The organism is Paracoccus cavernae (assembly GCF_042430175.1).
Classification (GTDB): domain Bacteria; phylum Pseudomonadota; class Alphaproteobacteria; order Rhodobacterales; family Rhodobacteraceae; genus Paracoccus; species Paracoccus cavernae.
Map to the genome: position 1 here is coordinate 12,524 of NZ_JBHMDZ010000049.1, position 15,840 is coordinate 28,363.

Annotated in this window: 14 protein-coding genes; 9 read left to right on the forward strand and 5 right to left on the reverse strand. The window is 66.2% G+C overall.

Features of this window, described 5'->3' with window-relative positions; all coding sequences use genetic code 11:
- Positions 1-98: 98 nt before the first annotated feature.
- The 7 genes from ACFFUC_RS17870 to ACFFUC_RS17900 all read left to right on the forward strand — a co-directional run bounded on the left by ACFFUC_RS17870 (position 99) and on the right by ACFFUC_RS17900 (position 8,572).
- Positions 99-1,874, forward strand: coding sequence for a monovalent cation:proton antiporter-2 (CPA2) family protein (locus ACFFUC_RS17870; protein WP_377688279.1), 1,776 nt, complete (start codon positions 99-101; stop codon positions 1,872-1,874).
- A 365-nt stretch (positions 1,875-2,239) separates the two neighbouring features.
- On the forward strand, positions 2,240-3,544 hold the full coding sequence (locus ACFFUC_RS17875; protein WP_377688280.1) for a cytochrome c: 1,305 nt from the start codon (positions 2,240-2,242) through the stop codon (positions 3,542-3,544).
- A gap of 49 nt (positions 3,545-3,593) precedes the next feature.
- Complete coding sequence (locus ACFFUC_RS17880; RefSeq protein WP_377688684.1) at positions 3,594-4,103, forward strand: (2Fe-2S)-binding protein; 510 nt, start codon at positions 3,594-3,596, stop codon at positions 4,101-4,103.
- Complete coding sequence (locus tag ACFFUC_RS17885; protein WP_377688281.1) at positions 4,096-6,453, forward strand: xanthine dehydrogenase family protein molybdopterin-binding subunit; 2,358 nt, start codon at positions 4,096-4,098, stop codon at positions 6,451-6,453. The genes ACFFUC_RS17880 and ACFFUC_RS17885 overlap by 8 nt, the downstream gene beginning before the upstream one ends.
- Entirely contained in the window at positions 6,450-7,517 is a 1,068-nt protein-coding gene (locus tag ACFFUC_RS17890; protein WP_377688282.1) for an XdhC family protein, read from the forward strand. Before ACFFUC_RS17885 ends, ACFFUC_RS17890 begins: the two co-directional genes overlap by 4 nt.
- A gap of 3 nt (positions 7,518-7,520) precedes the next feature.
- Positions 7,521-8,102 carry a nucleotidyltransferase family protein gene (locus tag ACFFUC_RS17895; protein WP_377688283.1) on the forward strand — a complete coding sequence of 194 codons (582 nt, stop codon included), beginning with the start codon at positions 7,521-7,523 and terminating at the stop codon, positions 8,100-8,102.
- Positions 8,103-8,245: 143 nt separating this feature from the next.
- Positions 8,246-8,572: a GNAT family N-acetyltransferase gene (locus ACFFUC_RS17900; RefSeq protein WP_377688284.1), complete on the forward strand. Its 327-nt coding sequence runs from the start codon at positions 8,246-8,248 to the stop codon at positions 8,570-8,572.
- A 100-nt stretch (positions 8,573-8,672) separates the two neighbouring features.
- On the opposite strand, the gene ACFFUC_RS17905 is transcribed toward ACFFUC_RS17900, so the two are convergent.
- The 5 genes from ACFFUC_RS17905 to ACFFUC_RS17925 form a co-directional block, all read right to left on the reverse strand.
- Positions 8,673-9,611 carry a hypothetical protein gene (locus tag ACFFUC_RS17905; protein ID WP_377688285.1) on the reverse strand — a complete coding sequence of 313 codons (939 nt, stop codon included), beginning with the start codon at positions 9,609-9,611 and terminating at the stop codon, positions 8,673-8,675.
- Between the two features lie 122 nt (positions 9,612-9,733).
- Positions 9,734-11,386: a C39 family peptidase gene (locus ACFFUC_RS17910; RefSeq protein ID WP_377688286.1), complete on the reverse strand. Its 1,653-nt coding sequence runs from the start codon at positions 11,384-11,386 to the stop codon at positions 9,734-9,736.
- Positions 11,379-12,230 carry a hypothetical protein gene (locus tag ACFFUC_RS17915; protein ID WP_377688287.1) on the reverse strand — a complete coding sequence of 284 codons (852 nt, stop codon included), beginning with the start codon at positions 12,228-12,230 and terminating at the stop codon, positions 11,379-11,381. The genes ACFFUC_RS17910 and ACFFUC_RS17915 overlap by 8 nt, the downstream gene beginning before the upstream one ends.
- A complete protein-coding gene (locus tag ACFFUC_RS17920; RefSeq protein ID WP_377688288.1) occupies positions 12,227-13,021 on the reverse strand; it encodes a DUF4123 domain-containing protein in 795 nt (264 codons plus the stop codon). Before ACFFUC_RS17920 ends, ACFFUC_RS17915 begins: the two co-directional genes overlap by 4 nt.
- A gap of 293 nt (positions 13,022-13,314) precedes the next feature.
- Positions 13,315-13,644: a DUF1330 domain-containing protein gene (locus ACFFUC_RS17925; protein WP_377688289.1), complete on the reverse strand. Its 330-nt coding sequence runs from the start codon at positions 13,642-13,644 to the stop codon at positions 13,315-13,317.
- A gap of 381 nt (positions 13,645-14,025) precedes the next feature.
- Here ACFFUC_RS17925 and ACFFUC_RS17930 point away from each other — a divergent pair, with 381 nt between their 5' ends.
- Positions 14,026-15,078 (forward strand): ATP-binding cassette domain-containing protein, encoded by a 1,053-nt coding sequence (locus ACFFUC_RS17930; RefSeq protein ID WP_377688685.1) that lies wholly within the window; start codon positions 14,026-14,028, stop codon positions 15,076-15,078.
- Entirely contained in the window at positions 15,075-15,824 is a 750-nt protein-coding gene (locus ACFFUC_RS17935) for an ABC transporter permease (RefSeq protein ID WP_377688290.1), read from the forward strand. Before ACFFUC_RS17930 ends, ACFFUC_RS17935 begins: the two co-directional genes overlap by 4 nt.
- Positions 15,825-15,840: the final 16 nt, after the last annotated feature.

Below are 15,840 nucleotides of genomic sequence, written 5' to 3' on the forward strand. Positions count from 1 at the left end.
GAACCGGCAGGTTCGACAAGCGGTCCGCAGGGATGACGGGCGACTTTCTTTGCGATGCCGGTGGCCGGCATTTGGGTTTCACAACTAACGGGTGACAAATGGCAGATCCAAGCCAAGCAGCTGACGCGGCCCATGCCGCATTCGATCTGGTTCCGGTCGTGGTTCTTCTGGCGGCGGGCGTTTTTGCCGTGCCGCTGTTTCGCCGGATCGGGCTTGGCTCGGTTCTGGGCTATCTCGCGGCGGGGCTTCTGGTCGGCCCCTTCGGTCTGGCCTTCTTTCATGATGCGCAATCCATCATCCATGTCGCCGAACTCGGCGTGGTGCTGTTCCTTTTCGTGATCGGCCTCGAAATGCAGCCCTCGCGCCTCTGGGTCATGCGCGGAGAGATTTTCGGCCTCGGGCTGGTGCAGGTCTGTCTGGCAATTGCGGTGCTGGTCTGGGTCGGCATCGTCCAGGGCTTTCCGATCGAGGCGAGCTTCATCGCGGGCACGGGCTTCGTCCTCACCTCGACCGCCATCGTCATGCAGGTTCTGGCCGAGCGCGGCGAGCTGAACCAACCCCACGGCCGAAAAATGGTCGCGGTCCTCTTGTTCGAGGATCTCGCCATCGTGCCGCTTCTGGCGCTGGTCGCCTTCCTTGCGCCGGGCGGGGTCGAGGCGACAATGGCGGACCGCATCTGGTCGATCGTGATCGGGCTAGGCGCCATTGCCGCGCTGGTCATTGCCGGCCGCTATCTGCTTGATCCCATGTTTCGCATGCTCTCGCGCTTTGGCGCGCGCGAGGTGATGACGGCGGCGGCGCTTTTGGTGGCACTCGGCTCGGCGGTGCTGATGCAGGCGGGCGGCTTGTCGATGGCGATGGGGGCCTTCCTTGCGGGCGTCCTTTTGTCGGAATCGACCTTCCGTCACCAGCTCGAGGCCGATGTCGAACCCTTCCGCGGTCTGCTTCTGGGCCTCTTTTTCCTTGGGGTCGGCATGGCGCTCGACCTCAATATCATCCTCCAGAACTGGACCACGATCGTCATCTCGGTTCCGGCCTATATGATTCTCAAAATGGCGGTGATCTATAGCGTCGCGCGCCTGTTCAAGGCAGGGCACCGCGAGGCGCTCGACCGGATGGTGCTGATGGCGCAGGGCGGCGAATTCGCCTTTGTGCTTTACGCCAGCGCCACGAGCTTCGGCATTCTCACGCCGGAATGGAACGCCAACCTGACCGCGATCATCATCTTGTCGATGGTGCTGACGCCGCTGGTGCTGATCGTCAAGGAGCGCATCCAGAAGCCCGTCGAGGCCTCGACCGAAGGGCTGGACGGGGTCGAGGACAGCGAAGGCGCGGTGCTGATGATCGGCTTCGGCCGCATGGGGCAGGTGATCAGCCAGGCGCTTCTGGCGCGCGGCTACCACCTCTCGATCATCGAGACCAACCCCGACCAGATCCGCGATGCCGAGGAATTCGGCTTCCGCGTCTTCTATGGTGACGGCAGCCGCGCCGATATCCTCCATGCCGCTGGTGCGGCCAAGGCCAAGCTGGTGATCGCTACCGCCGATGATGCGGATGCGACCGCGCGCACGGTCGAGGTGATGAAGCACGAATATCCGCTGGTGCCGGTTCTGGCGCGTGCACAGGATCGCGGCCATGCGATCAAGCTGATGCAGCTCGGAGCCGATTACCAGATGCGCGAAACCTACGAGAGTGCGCAGGCGATTGCCGCCGAGGCCCTCTCGCGTCTTGGCGAAAGCGCCGAGGTCGTGGGCGAGGTCATGGCTGCCGTGCGCCAGCGCGACGCCGACCGGCTCGATGTCGAAAGCGTCGGCGGTCTGGGTGCGGGCAAGGATTACCTCTACCGCAATGCCGCAAAGCCCGCCGGACACTGATCGCGAGCCGCAGGGTGCGCAAACCATGGGGAAGGCGTCATCCGTTCGGGTGGCGCCTTTCTCTTTGCCGCGGCGCGGCGAAGCAGCTTGCCCGAACGTCACCTGCGCCGCGGTTGCGCGGCGCGGCGGCGGGTCCGGAAACTGTCGCAAACCAATTGTGCAAAATGATGCGGTCCAATAAAACAAGGCGGGAACAACCCGCCCGCGATGGCGTTAACCCCGCAGCGACCATTTGCGGCCATTATCGCGAAGATCGCCCTGTTTTCGCGGCCTCGGGGTCGCGGCCGATTGTTTTTTCATGACGGGTGCGCCGCACCAAGCCAGGCCGGCATCAGCGCAGGCTCAGCAAGAAGGATATGCACCAGATGTTCAAATCCGTGGTCTTGGCGGTGCTCGGGGTCGGCGTGGTCGCGGCTGCGGGTTTCGGCCTTTACGCCTATCGCAGCCCGATCGAGGCGATGCAGCCCGCCGACCGCCCCGCTTTCGACGCGGCAACGATCGAAAAGGGGCGCATCCTCGCCTCGGCGGGCTATTGCGCGGAATGCCATACCGCGGCGGGCGGCAAGGCCTATGCGGGCAATTTCCCGATCGCATCGCCCTTCGGCACGATCTACGGCTCGAACCTGACGCCCGATCCCGAAACCGGCATCGGCCTGTGGTCGCCCGAAGCCTTCCGCCGCGCCATGCACGAGGGTGTCGACCGCGAAGGCGCGCGTCTTTTCCCCGCGATCCCCTTTGACCATTTCACCAAGATGACCGATGCGGATGTCGATGCGGTCTATGCCTATATCATGTCCGAGGTCGAGCCGGTCCGTCAGGCGACGCTCGAGCCGACCATTCCCTTTCCGCTGAACCTGCGCTTCCTTCAGGCGGGCTGGGGGCTCCTTTTCGTCGATTACGGCCGCTATCAGGATGATCCGTCGAAATCGGCGGAATGGAACCGCGGCGCCTATCTGGTCGAAGGGGTCGCCCATTGCGGCGCCTGCCATACGCCGCGCAACGCGCTCGGGGCCGAAAAGCGCGCCGAGCAATATGGCGGCGCGGTGGTCGACAGCTGGACCGCGCCCGCGCTGACTGCCGCAAACCCTTCGGGCGTGCCCTGGACGCAAGCGGAATTCGCGCGCTACCTCGTGACGGGGGCGGGCACATTCCACGGCGTTGCCGCCGGTCCGATGGGGCCGGTCGTCCATGGCGGGATTGCCGAGCTTCCCGAAAGCGATATTGCCGCGATCGCGACCTATCTCGGCGATATCGTCGGCGCACCCGAGGCCGATGCCCAGCAAAGCCCCGTGGTTCTGGCGAGCATCGCGGCCGGAAAGCCCGATCCCGCCTATCGTCAGGCCCTGGGCGAGCGGCTTTACGTCTCGGCCTGCGCATCATGCCATTACAGCGTGCCGGAAAACGGCGTGACGGCGGCGCGGCCCGATCTCGGGATCAATTCCGCCACGCGCGAGGCCGATCCCTCGAACCTGATCCATGTCATCCTTGACGGGGTCGCGGTGAAAGAGGGCTCGGGCGGCGTTGTGATGCCCGCCTATCGCGAAGCCCTGAGCGACAGCCAGATCGCGGCGATTGCCGAATATCTGCGGGCCAGCCGGACCGGATTGCCCGCCTGGGAGAACCTCGACCAGCGCGTGGCGGATCTGCGCGCCCATGTCGGAACCCATTGACCACGGAACCATTGACGGTCCTGCGCGACCGGAGATCGAGGATGAAGCGATGATCGAATTCACCATCAACGGCCGCGCGGTCAGTCTGGATGTCGATCCGGAGATGCCTTTGCTCTGGGCGATCCGCGACGAAGTCGGCCTCACTGGCACGAAATACGGCTGCGGTCAGGGGATGTGCGGGGCCTGCACCGTCCATGTGGGCGGTCGCCCGACGCGCAGCTGCATTACCGCCGTGAGCGATGTCGCGGGCGCGGTGATCACCACGATCGAAGGCCTCGACCCCGAAGGCAACCACCCCGTCCAGCAAGCATGGCGCAGCCTGCAGGTGCCGCAATGCGGCTATTGCCAGTCGGGCCAGATCATGACGGCGGCGGCGCTGCTCAAGGATGTGGCCGAGCCGAGCGATGCCGATATCGATGCGGTGATGACCGGCAATCTCTGCCGCTGCATGACCTATAACCGTATCCGCGCCGCCGTGCGTCAGGCCGCGACCCAGATGCGCGCCGATGCCGATGCCGGTGGCGGCGCATTCGTGACGGAGGATCGCCGCAATGGGTAAGATCGATCTGATCAAGGGCGGCGCGACAAGTGCCTCTGCTCCCGCAACCGCGGCGGCGATGGCCGTCAGCCGTCGGGGCTTTCTGGTCGGCATGGCCGCAAGCGTCGCCATGTTCGGCTTTCCGCGCGACGCTTTGGCCGCGATGGACCCCGCCCAGCCCCTTGGCGTGCCGCTGGAACCGGACGGCGCGGCATTCGAGCCGACCATCTGGTACTGGATCGACGGCGCGGGCCGGATCAACGTCAACATCATCAATGCCGAAATGGGCCAGCATGTCGGCACCGGAGTCGCCCGCATCCTTGCCGCCGAACTGGGCGCGAATTGGGATGATGTCGACATCACCCATGTCGACAGCGACGCCAAATGGGGCACGATGGTCACGGGCGGCAGCTGGTCGATCTGGATGAGCTGGGGGATCTACCGGCAGGCCGCCGCCGCCGGACGTACCGCGCTTATCGAAAAGGCCGCCGAAATCTGGGGCATTCCGGTCGCGGGCATCACTGTTGCCGATAGCGTCGTACGCGGGCCCGATGGCCGGAGCGCGAGCTTTGGCGAGCTGGTCTCGGCAGGCATCGCCCGCAGCTTCACCGAAGACGAGCTGAAGGCTCTGCCCCTGCGGCCGGTCTCGGAGCTGACCTTGCTGAAGCAAGAGGTGCAGGCGCTCGATATCCGCGCCAAGACCACGGGGCAGGCGGTCTACGGGATCGACGCCAAGGTCGAGGGCATGGTCTACGGCGCGCCGATCCTGCCGCCGACGCGCAACGTCTGCACGATTTCGGCGCTCGACGACAGCGCGGCAAAAGCGGTCAAGGGCTTTCGGCAGGTGCTGAGGCTCGATGATCCTTCGGGCACGACGGCCGGATGGGCGATGGTTATTGCCGATAGCCATTGGGCGGCGCTCAAGGCCTCGGAACTGGTCACGGTCACCTATGATCTTCCCCCCGAAGCAACAGTCACCGAGGCCCAGATCCAGGCCGAGAACCTGCGCCTGATCGAGGATGGCTCGCTCGGTGCGCTGGTGGAGACGGCGGGCAATCCCGATGTCGATCCGGTCTTTGCCGCAGCCGCCGATATCCTCGAGGCCGATTACACCACCTCATCGGTTCTCCATTATGCGCTCGAGCCGATGAATGCGATCGCGTTGCGGAACGGCGAGGGCGTCTGGGAGATCCTGACCGGCAACCAGTGGCAATCGCTCTGCCTGCCCTGGATCGCCAAGGCGCTGGATGTGCCGCAAGAGCAGGTCGTCATGCGCAGCCATATGCTGGGCGGCGGCTTCGGACGGCGGCTGAACGGCGATTACTGCGTGCCGGTTGCGCTTGCTTCGAAGGCCTTGGGCGGCAAACCTGTCAAAATGGTCCTCACGCGCGAGCAAGACAGCCTGTTCGATTCGTTCCGCAGCCCTTCGATGGCGCGTCTGCGGATGGCCTTTGACGCCGACAAACAGGTCGTCGCGATGGACAGCACCTATGCGGCGGGCTGGCCGACCAAAGTCATGGCGGCGGACGGCCTCGCCAAGGGGCTGAACGGCGAGCCCTATGATCCTTTCGCCTCGGACGGGGGCGAGCATTGGTACGAGGTCGGCGGCCAGCGCATGCGCGTCGTCTCGAACGAGCTTGCCAATACGACCTTCCGGCCCGGTTGGCTGCGTTCGGTCTCGCCGGGCTGGATCAACTTCATGGTCGAGAGCTTCATGGACGAGACCGCCCATCATATCGGGGCCGATCCGCTGCAATTCCGGCTGGACCATTTCACGGCCGAAGGCGCGAATGCCGGCTCGGCGCCGAATGCGGTCGGGGGCGCGAAACGTCAGGCGGCGGTGCTGTCGCGGGTGGCCGAGCTTTCGGGCTATGGCAAGGCGGATCTGCCTGCCGACACGGCAATCGGGCTGGCCACGACCTTCGGGCAGTCGCGCAGCATGCCGACATGGGTTGCAGGCGCGGTTCAGCTCCATGTCGACCGCAAGACCGGTTTCGTCGATATCCAGAAGGTCTGGATCGTCGTCGATTGTGGTGTTGTGGTCGATCCGAACGGCGCCCATGCGCAGACCGAGGGCGCGGCGCTCTGGGGGATTTCGATGGCCTTGTTCGAGGGGACCTCGATCGAGAACGGCGTGCCGGCCGATCTCAATCTCGCGACCTATACGCCGCTGCGCATGATCGACGCGCCGCAGATCGAGATCGAATTCGTCGACAGCACAGAGGTTCCGACCGGCCTTGGCGAGCCGGGAACGACGGTGATCGCCCCCGCAATCGCCAATGCGCTTTACAATGCGGTGGGGGTGCGGATGCGCCATTTGCCGATCCTGCCTGCCGATGTGCTCAAGGCTTTGGGGCCGCAAAGCGCATGAGGGGGGACGAGCGCATTTGCGGCTTCGGTTTCGGCTCCGCTTCGGGACAGGGTTCCGGACAAGGTTCGGGGCGGGGCCATCCCGCCTTGCGCGACCCGTGGCAGGCGGCGTTCGACCTCGGCGAGGGTGTGGTCATGGCGGTTCTGACCCGCACCATCGGCCCCGCCTACCGTCTGGCGGGGGCGGCCATGGCGATCGGTGCCGGCGACGAGGTTGCAGGCGCGATCACCTCGGGCTGTGTCGAGGCCGATCTTGTGTTGCAGGCCGCGAAACTGCGGCAAACGGACGGGGTCATGCGGCTCCAATACGGCGAGGGCTCGCCCTATTTCGATCTGAAACTGCCCTGTGGCGGCGGGATCGAGGTCATGCTTTTCGCCGTGCAGGACCGCGCGCTTCTGGCAGAACTGCAGGCAAGGCGGCACGCGCGCGACAGCCTGTCGCTGCTGGTCTCGCCGCAGGGACGGCTGGCCCTTGGTCCCTATCAGCCGACCGGCCCTGAGCGGGGAGCCGCCTCCGACGGCGCGCGTGCCTTCGCGATCGGATTCCGGCCCGCCCTGCGCCATGTCGTCTTCGGTGCGGGGCCGGAGGCGGTGGCTTTTGCCGCGCTGGCGCAAGCGGGCGGGGCAGGGGTCGTCCTGGCTTCCCATGACGGCGCGACGCTGGCTGCGGCGCAAGAGGGCGGTCTGCCCTGTCGCGACCTCTCCGGCCTCGCGGGGCTGGACGAGATCGCCTTGGACGCCCGCACGGCGGTCACCCTTTTCTATCACGACCACGATGTCGAGCCGGAGATCCTTTCCCGCGTCCTGCCCTCGCCCGCCTTCTATATCGGCGCTCAGGGCAGTCGCGCGGCGCAGGCCGAACGGCTCGCGCGGCTGGCCGAAATCGGCATTCCCGTCGAGGAGCGCCAGCGTCTTCGCGGCCCGATCGGCCTGATCCATTCGACCCGCGATCCCCACAGCCTCGCGGTCTCGGTTCTGGCCGAGATAACCGCTCTGGCAGCCGAAACGCAGGCGGGCGCACCAACAGGCGGCGCCTTCCCCGCCCCACAGACGGACGAGGCCTAGGCCGTGAGCATCGCCATCGTACTAGCCGCCGGCGCGTCACGGCGTTTCGGCGAGGCGGACAAGATGCTTGCTCCGGTGGCGGGGCGCGCATTGGTGCTTCATGCCGTCGATGCGGTCAAGGCGGCGGGGGTTGCGCGGATCGCGGCGGTGGTTTCCTCGCCCGAGGTGGCGCGGATCCTGCCCGAAGATGTCTTCGCGCTGATGATCGCGCCGGATCAGGACATGTCGGCCTCGTTTCATGCCGCGATCGATCTTGCGCTGGTGGGGCATCCCGATTGGCCGGCTCGGGCGCCGGAGGGCGACGGCGGCAAGGTGCTGCTGGTGCTGGGCGACATGCCTGCGGTTTCTCCGGCGAGCCTGCGCGCACTTCTGGCCCGTCGCGATACGGCGGCGGCCAGTTGCCAAGGGGTGCGCATGCCGCCGATGGCGCTCGCCCGCGAGGATCTCGCCGCTGCCCGCGCCTCGGCCCAAGGCGATCGCGGCGCGCGGGCGTTTCTGGCGGGATTGGCACCCGAAGCTCTGGTCGCCATCACGCAGGGCGAGGCCCGCGACGTGGATGTCCAAAGCGATCTCGACGGGCTCTGAGCCTGCGCGCCACGCTTTCGACCGGCGTTGAGGCAGCAAAGCGGCGCGGATATGTCTTTTTTGCACAATGCGCGCTGGGGCAAGATGATCCCACTTGCGAGGCGCGGGTTTCGACGTCACCCTTGCGGAAAAAGGAGAAGATCATGGCGGAATTCATCTTTGGTCGCGAAGACGACGGTGCGCGTCACGGCCGGTTTCTGGTTTCGGTCGCAGGCTACGAGGGCGAGGCGGAAATCACCTATACCCATCGCGGTCCCAACCGGATCAGCGCCGATCACACCGGCTCTCCCGAAAGCCTGCGCGGCACCGGCGCGGCGGCGGCTCTGGTCGCCCATATGATAGAGCTGGCCCGCAGCGAGGGGTTCACGATCATCCCCTATTGCCCCTATGTCCGCGCGCAATATCTGCGTCACCCCGATTGGCAGGATGTGATGACCGTGGCTCCGGGCGTCGATCCCGCAGCCGCCTGATCGGGGCGCTGAAGAAGAACAGGCGAGGCGGGCGTCATGGCCCGCCTTTGCCGTTTCGGGGTGGTGGTTTCAGGCGGGCGGTTTCAGCCGGAGCGCCTGTCTATTCGCCGCCCGCCGGCTCCGTGTCGCCGGCCCCGTCATCTTCATCGTCAAAGCGCACCGGCACCAGCACCATCCGGCCCGATTGATCAGCCGCTGCAGGTTCCACGCGGAAGTCGAGGCCGCCTTCGACCGGATAGGGGGTGGTTCCGACCTGTTTGCCGGTCGCCAGATCGGTGATGGTGACCTGCATCGCGGACAAGTTCCCGGCTGCGGTTCGGGTGTCGGGCTCGGCCTCGGGCAGATCTGATGGGGCGGGGGCGACGCGCACCAGAAGATAGCGCTCGGTCACGTCGAAAAAGGGCACGTCGAGTTCGGGGCGGGCTGCCGTCGGATAGCTCTTGTCCGAGACGAAATCGCGCAGGACAAAATTGCCGCTGCCGCCGATCTCGAGCGCGTAGCGGCCCGAGGGCGAGATGGTGATGACCGCTCCCGACCCGCTTTGCTCGGCGGACCCGTCGTCAGGCGCGATGTCCTCGACGGTAAATCCCATCCCGTCCTGAAGCGGGCTGAAAAAACGTTTGCCGTCACAAGAGAGCTGCGCCGAGGACAGCATGGCGGCAAGGAGAAGGGGATCCTCGTGCGGCGCGGGATCGTATAGCGGCGCGAGGGGGAGTTGCAGCGGCTCGCCTATCGTCCCTTCGCTCGTGTCGAAGAGAAAAAGTTCGGAATTGGCCGAGAGGAACGGCAGGACCGTCAGGCATTGGGTCATGCCGTTGCCGGGCAGAAAGCTCAGCCCCTCGAATGTCGACAAGGCGCGGCCTTCGAGGTCGAGCAGCACGGCATTGCCCGCATCCTGACGGATGATGCAGCCGCCTTCGCAGGCCACCCAAGCGGGCGGAGGGGTGACGGCAGCGGCGCGCAGGTCCGAGCAGGGGCGCAGCGGCGCAAGATCGGGGGCCGAGCAGCTTTCCGCAAAGGCCCGATCGGGAAGCGCCAAGGCTGCCGCAAACAGGAGCGCGCAAAGGCGGGAGGCCCATCCGGTACCGCGCTGCCGCGCGCCGGAAAGCGCGAACCGATGATCCGCGCGGCTTCGCGTCGTGGCGGCCATCCGGCCCGAGTCTAGCGTTCCGCCGTCACGGCCGGAACCGCAGGCTCGGGTGCCGCAACGCCCGGGTTCAGCCGCGCCGCGATTTGCGCCGTGGTCAGCGGAGTTACGGGTTCGATCACACTCGACCATGCTTGCCCCTTCAGCCTGAACTGGCCCTTACTGTTGCCCTCGGTTTCGCCATTGTAGTAGACATGGCGGCCTCTTTCATCCGTCGCGCGGTTGGTTTCGTTTTCGCCCGCACTATAGCCTGTGCGGGTGCCTTGGCCGATGCGGGCGTTGATGCGCCTTTCCGTTTCGCCGCCGGGGCTGACCAGCCCGTCGCCCGCCGACCCCTGAAAGGCGCGGATCGCGGCAATGGTCGGATCGGCGGGGTCGGCGCTGTCGACCGGCGCGCCGGGGGCACCCCGATAATGGCCGGTACGGATCAGCGCTTCCTGAACGGCGCGCAGATCGGCGGGATCATTGGTGCCGTTCAGCCCGACCGGCTCGCGCAAGGCGAGCGTGCCGTAAAGAGAATCCGCGCTGGCCAGCGTGCCGTTGGGGTCGTTCATGATGAGCCATTCGGCCGTCCCGTCATGGCGAACGACCGCCCCGATCGCGGTCATGACATGGCCGAACGCCGTGGCAAAGGTCGAGGTCACGACCGGCTGGCCCTTGGCCAGAAGGCCTGTCACGCCGTCGGCATAGGGGCCGGGGATGGTCTCGACCGCGCCGCCTGCGGGGCCGGTTCCGACGCGGTATTGACCCGGCGAGGCGACCTCGGCCAGCTCGCCCAGAGCGGCGCGCAGATTGTCCCATTGCTGCCAGTGGCGCGGCGCCTCGTGGAGCGAAAAGCCGCGCCGATTGCGGTTATAGGCCTGCATCATGATGTCGAGGCGGTCCATCTCCGCGCGGCTTTGGCTGCGGTCGGCGGCGGTGGTCACGGCCTCGATTCCCCAATAGCGCGCCTGCATCTCGGCCGCACTGGGCATGCACAGGACGCTGCCGCTTGCGGGGGCCGATGCGACGGTCTCGGAGCGGTCGTTCTGGTTGCGGTAGGGAACCGACAGCGAGAGCGTCGCCATCTTCACGCTGACCAGCAGCTCGGCCGGTCCCGTCGGCGCGATCGTCGCGAGCTCGGACCCCGAATAGCTGTCGACGAAATCCTTGTCGCCCGGAAAGCCGCCTTCGCCCGAGCCGAAAACAACCTGCACTTTGCCGATGAAATTGCGGGCCTGTCCGCCGGTCGCCTTGCGCGCGGGCGCGTCTATTCCGGTGATCTCGAGGGTGAATTCCTCGCGCTTCACGCGGCGGTCGGCGTTCTCGTAGACCGCTTTGATCCGCATGCGCCCCTCGCAGGCCGAGGCGATGGAGCGCAGCATGCCGTTCTGGTCGGTCGTGCCGAGCTTGACGGCATCGGCATAGATGCTCAACCCGCGCAAGGGCACATCGCCCGCCCGTGTCCGCGCGGAAATCACCACCGTCAGCGGGCAGGGCGTGGTATCGGTCGCGACCGCGCCGCCTGCGGCCTGCGCAAGAAAGGCCTGCATCTTTTCGGGTGCAGGCGTGCCGCCCGGCACCGGCAGGCCGACACCGCGCGCGACCTCGCCCGCAGCCCCGAACTCTCCCAGCAGCTCGCGCAGCATCGTGCCGATCCCTCGGCTGGCAAATTGGGCCTCAGCCATGCGATGTCCCTTGGTTCGAGGGCGATGGGGTCAGCAATTGCCGGATTGCGGCGGCGACACGGTCGGAGCGTTCGACCGGATCGGCGTCGCGTTCTGCGAAAGCCGCGGAAAGCGCGCTGTAGCGCGGATCATGAAAGAAAAAGATGCCCAGGTGGAAGGACAGGACCGAGAACATCACCGCCACATCCGCCGGCATTTTCTGCTGCATGATGTTGCGCGACAGCAGATCGCAAAACCATTCGAGCAGGCGCTCGGGCAGGATGGCGGTGCGGTCGGGCCAGGCCTGCCGCAAGAGCGAGAGCTGCAGATCGCGCGGGATCGGCGCCGCAAGCTCGGCCGTGCCCGCCAGAGCCTGCGCGCCGCTAAAGCCCCTGCCGAATCCGCGTTGCGCCATGCCCATTGCGTCGAGCTGTTCGAGCGCATCCTGACAGGCCGTCAGCATCGTCGCGGGCTTTTCGTATTCGAGTGTGGCGAGCTGCTGCCAATGGCGCGCGAACAGATCGGTCGCCGCCGGATCGGGCGCGCGCCGGACCTGACAGCGGTAGTCGATCCAGCCCGCGCGGTCGAGCGCGCTTTGGTAAAGCGGATTGGCCTCGAAAGCATAGCCGCAGATCACGCTGGTCGAGAGATAGCCCAGATGTTCGCGCAAAGCCGAAAGCCCGAGATCCTGCGAGCGCTCGTAGCAGGCGCGGGCGAATTTGCGCTGGATTTCGCGGTCCGACAGCGCGGCATCATCGTCATAGGCGAAGTCGAGAAAGGTGCAGGCTTCGTCGAGATAATGCTCGATCCTGATGTCGCGACCGGCCGTGCGGGCATCCTCCGAGAGGATGTCGGTCAGTTTCATGACATCTCTCCCGAGGAGCGGCCGCCGGAGGAAGGCATCGGCGCGGGGGGCATGGTCAAGAGATCGATGTCGCGCGCGGGAAAGACGCCGGGCGGCAGGGTCGCATCCTTGACGGGTGCGGCAATGTAGCGGCTGGTCAGCACCATACAGGCGCGATCGGCAGGCTCGGGCGCAATCACCACGGGGCAGGGGCGGAAAAAGCTGACCGCGCCCGGAAGGCTCTGGCTGCGGTAGAGCATCATCAGCGCCACCGGCTCCCAGAAACGGAAGTAGATCCAGCGGCCCGCACCATCCTCGATACGGGTGAATTTGCGGAAATGGCGCCAGAGGTCGTCGAGCCGCGCCGAGGAGCGCAGATACATCGCCGCCGCCTTGTCCCACAGGCCGAGCCCGTTGTCCGCGGCGGTAAACAGGCGCCGCGTAAGGCGGTGGCCGGGTTCGAGAGCCACCAGCCAAGGCGCGACATGGCCCCAATCGCGCAGGGCGTCGCCCTTGAAAAGGCAGCGGTGGCGCAGCCCGCTGCCGTCGAGGGTTTCGGGCAGATTGGCGAGCTTGGCGGCGTCTAGGATCGCATAGCTCGCCGGTTTGCTGCCGTCGGGCGCAGGGCCGAAAAGCGCATCATCGAGCGCGGGGATGACCGAGCGCTTCGGCCAGACCCCGATCTGTGGGTCGAGCGGGGCGAGGTCGCGCAGGCGGAGCAGGTCGAGCGAGAAGACTTCCTCCTCGGCGGGCGCAAGCGCCGCCGGGGGTAACGTCCGTCCCCGTTCCCGTTCCACATTTGGTACAAACACGCCGTCTACCGTTTAATCACGTTATGGAAAATAATTTAACAGGCCGTAAAATCTTCGGCAAGAAAGTCTCGATCATAATAAACATAATGGATGTGGGCAACCACGGGCCAAAGCGTCACACCGCCGGTTCCGTCGGGGGCAAAGGGCGGACAGGGGGCCTGCGCGGACACTCCTCTCGCAATACGCGGCGCCGCGCATGCCGGAGCGCGCGACGCTTGTTGTCGCCAGAGGTCCGCGGGGGCTGCGCCGGGCGAGCGCGATGCGTCAGGTGGCGCGCCCCCGAGGTTCCGCGCTTAGCCCGCTTTGCCCAGATAGGGAATCGCGCCCGCGATATCGGTATCGTCGATCAGGCGGAAGTGGCTGACCGAGCCCGCCTGACGGGCCTTGGCGAAGGGCGCATATTCGGGGGAATTGGCGAAAGCCAAAGCATCCTCGCGGCTCGGGAAGGTGATGACGGCGATCAGGGTCTCGTTGGTTTTCTCGCCTTCGAGCGTCTCGATATTGCCGCTGCGCGAGAGGTAGCGGCCGTTGAAGGTCGCGGCGATGTCGTGAACCTTGGCCGCGTAATCGGCAACCCAGGCGGGGTCGGTCACGGTGACTTCGGCGATCAGATAAACCGTCATTGCATGTTTCTCCGGGTGAGGTGGCAACGCTGGATCGTGCAAAAGGGCGTGAAACCGGATCGGACCGGATTGCATCAAGCCCGTTTGGACTAAGGCAGAAGGCGCGGGACCGCGCAACTCATATCGCGCCATATGACCAATTGGTCGCGGTTGCCCGTCGCTCAAGCCTTGGTCGCAGCCTTGGAAATGCGGACTTTCCTCGCGTCCTTCATGGGTTTAAGCCGTGATTGACCCTTGCCCCGTGGCGCGCCAGAAGGCAGGAGTCGCGCCAAGCAAAGCCATGCGCCGGTTCGGGCCGCACGGATCGCCTTCAAAGCCGCGACCCAAGCCCGAAGCGACGTTTTCAATCCCAAGCCTGCAAACCGACTGGCTGTGACCGAGATGACCCAGACCCAAGCCCCAGACACGCGCGCCAACCCGTCGGGCGCGACGCCTCTTGCGCAAGCCGGCGGGGCGGAGCTGCCGAAAGCTGCGGTTCTGGTGCGCAATCTCTCGTTGAAATACGGCAGCCAGCTCGCGCTGGACGATGTTTCGCTGACGGTCGAACGCGGCAGCTCCTTTGCGCTTTTGGGGCCGAACGGCGCGGGTAAATCTTCGCTCATGTCGGTTCTCGCGACGCTGCGGCAGGCCGATGGGGGGCAGGTTGCGGTTGCGGGACATGACGTGCGCCGCGCCGCGCGCAAGGTGCGTCTGTCGATCGGCATGGTCTTTCAGGATCCGAGCCTCGACGACCGTCTGTCCGCCGAAGAAAATCTCGATTTTCACGGCCGCGTCTACGGCATGACGGGCCGCGCCCGCGCCGAGGCGGTCGAGCGCGTGCTCGATCTGGTCGAGCTGACGGAGTGGCGCGAGGCGATCGTGCGCAGTTTCTCGGGCGGGATGAAGCGCCGTCTCGAGATCGCGCGGGCCTTGATGCACGACCCCGAGATCCTCTTTCTCGACGAGCCGACGGTGGGGCTCGATGCGCAGACCCGCGCCCGCATCTGGGCCTATCTCGACGAGCAGCGCCGCACGCGCGGGCTGACGCTTCTGACCACCACGCATTACATCGAAGAGGTCGAGGCCGCGGACCGCATCTGCATCATCGACAAGGGCCGCATCATCGCCGAAGGCACGCCCGAGGCGCTCAAGGCCGATCTGGGCAAGAGCTTCCTCCATGTCGTCGCGGCCACGCCCGAGGACCGCGCCGCGCTGGTCGCGGCCTATCCGCAGGCCCATGCAATCGGCCCCGAGACACTGGCCATTCCCGCCGATGGCGCGGATTTCACTGCCGCTTTCCTCGCACGTTTCGGCAATCGTCTGCGCGAGATGCGCTTCGAGGCGCCGACGCTCGAAGGAGTGTTTCTCGGCCTCACGGGGCGGGTTCTGCGCGACCGTGCCGACGGCGAGCGGCAGGCGCAACGCAATGCCGGACGGCGGGCGGGGCGGCGATGAGCGTCGCATTCGCGCGGCTGGGCGTGCTCGCGGCGCTGATCGCGCTGTGGTCGCTCGTGGCCGCATCCATGCCGCAGGGGCTTTTCGCTTCGCCCGCGGAAACCCTTGCCGCCGCCAAGGTGATGCTGGGCGAGGGGCGGCTTTATTCGGCAATCCTGTCTTCGCTTCAGGTCTATCTGGCGGGCACCGTTCTGGCGGCGGTTTTCGGCATCGCCTTGGGGCTGGTGATGGGCGGGCTGCCGTTCTTCGGGCGCGTCGTCGACATCTTCGTCTATGCTTTGGCCGCCACGCCGCGGGTCGCCTTCATCCCGCTCGTCATCGTCATTCTGGGCCTCGGGCTGCAGGCCAAGGTCTTCATCGTTTTCCTTGGCGCGGTGATGCCGGTGATCCTGAACACCTATGCCGGCGTGCGCGCCGCCGACCGCGACCTGATCGAGATGGCGCGCGCCGCAGGGGCGGGGCCGCGCCGGATCTTTGCCCATGTGATCTTGCCCGGCGCCGCGCCTTTCTTGCTGACGGGGCTGCGCATCGGTGCGACCATCGGGTTGATCAATACGGTCGTGGCCGAGCTTTACACCGCCGTCTCGGGCCTTGGCGGCCTGCTGGCGACCTATGGCGCGAGCTTCCGCATGGCCGAGTATTTCGTCGTTGTGCTGGCTTTGTCGCTCATCGGCGTAATTGTGACCGAAGGCCTGCGCTTTCTTGAAAACCGCCTGAACCGCTGGCGCGCCGAGGGCGGGCGATGATGACAAAAGATTTGAT

Excerpts from the sequence above, each read along its gene's own strand:
- ACFFUC_RS17890 (WP_377688282.1), top strand. The coding sequence starts at position 6,450 with ATGAGGGGGGACGAGCGCATTTGCGGCTTCGGTTTCGGCTCCGCTTCG.
- ACFFUC_RS17870 (WP_377688279.1), top strand. The coding sequence starts at position 99 with ATGGCAGATCCAAGCCAAGCAGCTGACGCGGCCCATGCCGCATTCGAT.
- ACFFUC_RS17885 (WP_377688281.1), top strand. The coding sequence starts at position 4,096 with ATGGGTAAGATCGATCTGATCAAGGGCGGCGCGACAAGTGCCTCTGCT.
- ACFFUC_RS17930 (WP_377688685.1), top strand. The coding sequence starts at position 14,026 with ATGACCCAGACCCAAGCCCCAGACACGCGCGCCAACCCGTCGGGCGCG.
- ACFFUC_RS17910 (WP_377688286.1), bottom strand. The coding sequence starts at position 11,386 with ATGGCTGAGGCCCAATTTGCCAGCCGAGGGATCGGCACGATGCTGCGC.
- ACFFUC_RS17935 (WP_377688290.1), top strand. The coding sequence starts at position 15,075 with ATGAGCGTCGCATTCGCGCGGCTGGGCGTGCTCGCGGCGCTGATCGCG.
- ACFFUC_RS17915 (WP_377688287.1), bottom strand. The coding sequence starts at position 12,230 with ATGAAACTGACCGACATCCTCTCGGAGGATGCCCGCACGGCCGGTCGC.
- ACFFUC_RS17875 (WP_377688280.1), top strand. The coding sequence starts at position 2,240 with ATGTTCAAATCCGTGGTCTTGGCGGTGCTCGGGGTCGGCGTGGTCGCG.
- ACFFUC_RS17925 (WP_377688289.1), bottom strand. The coding sequence starts at position 13,644 with ATGACGGTTTATCTGATCGCCGAAGTCACCGTGACCGACCCCGCCTGG.
- ACFFUC_RS17900 (WP_377688284.1), top strand. The coding sequence starts at position 8,246 with ATGGCGGAATTCATCTTTGGTCGCGAAGACGACGGTGCGCGTCACGGC.
- ACFFUC_RS17880 (WP_377688684.1), top strand. The coding sequence starts at position 3,594 with ATGATCGAATTCACCATCAACGGCCGCGCGGTCAGTCTGGATGTCGAT.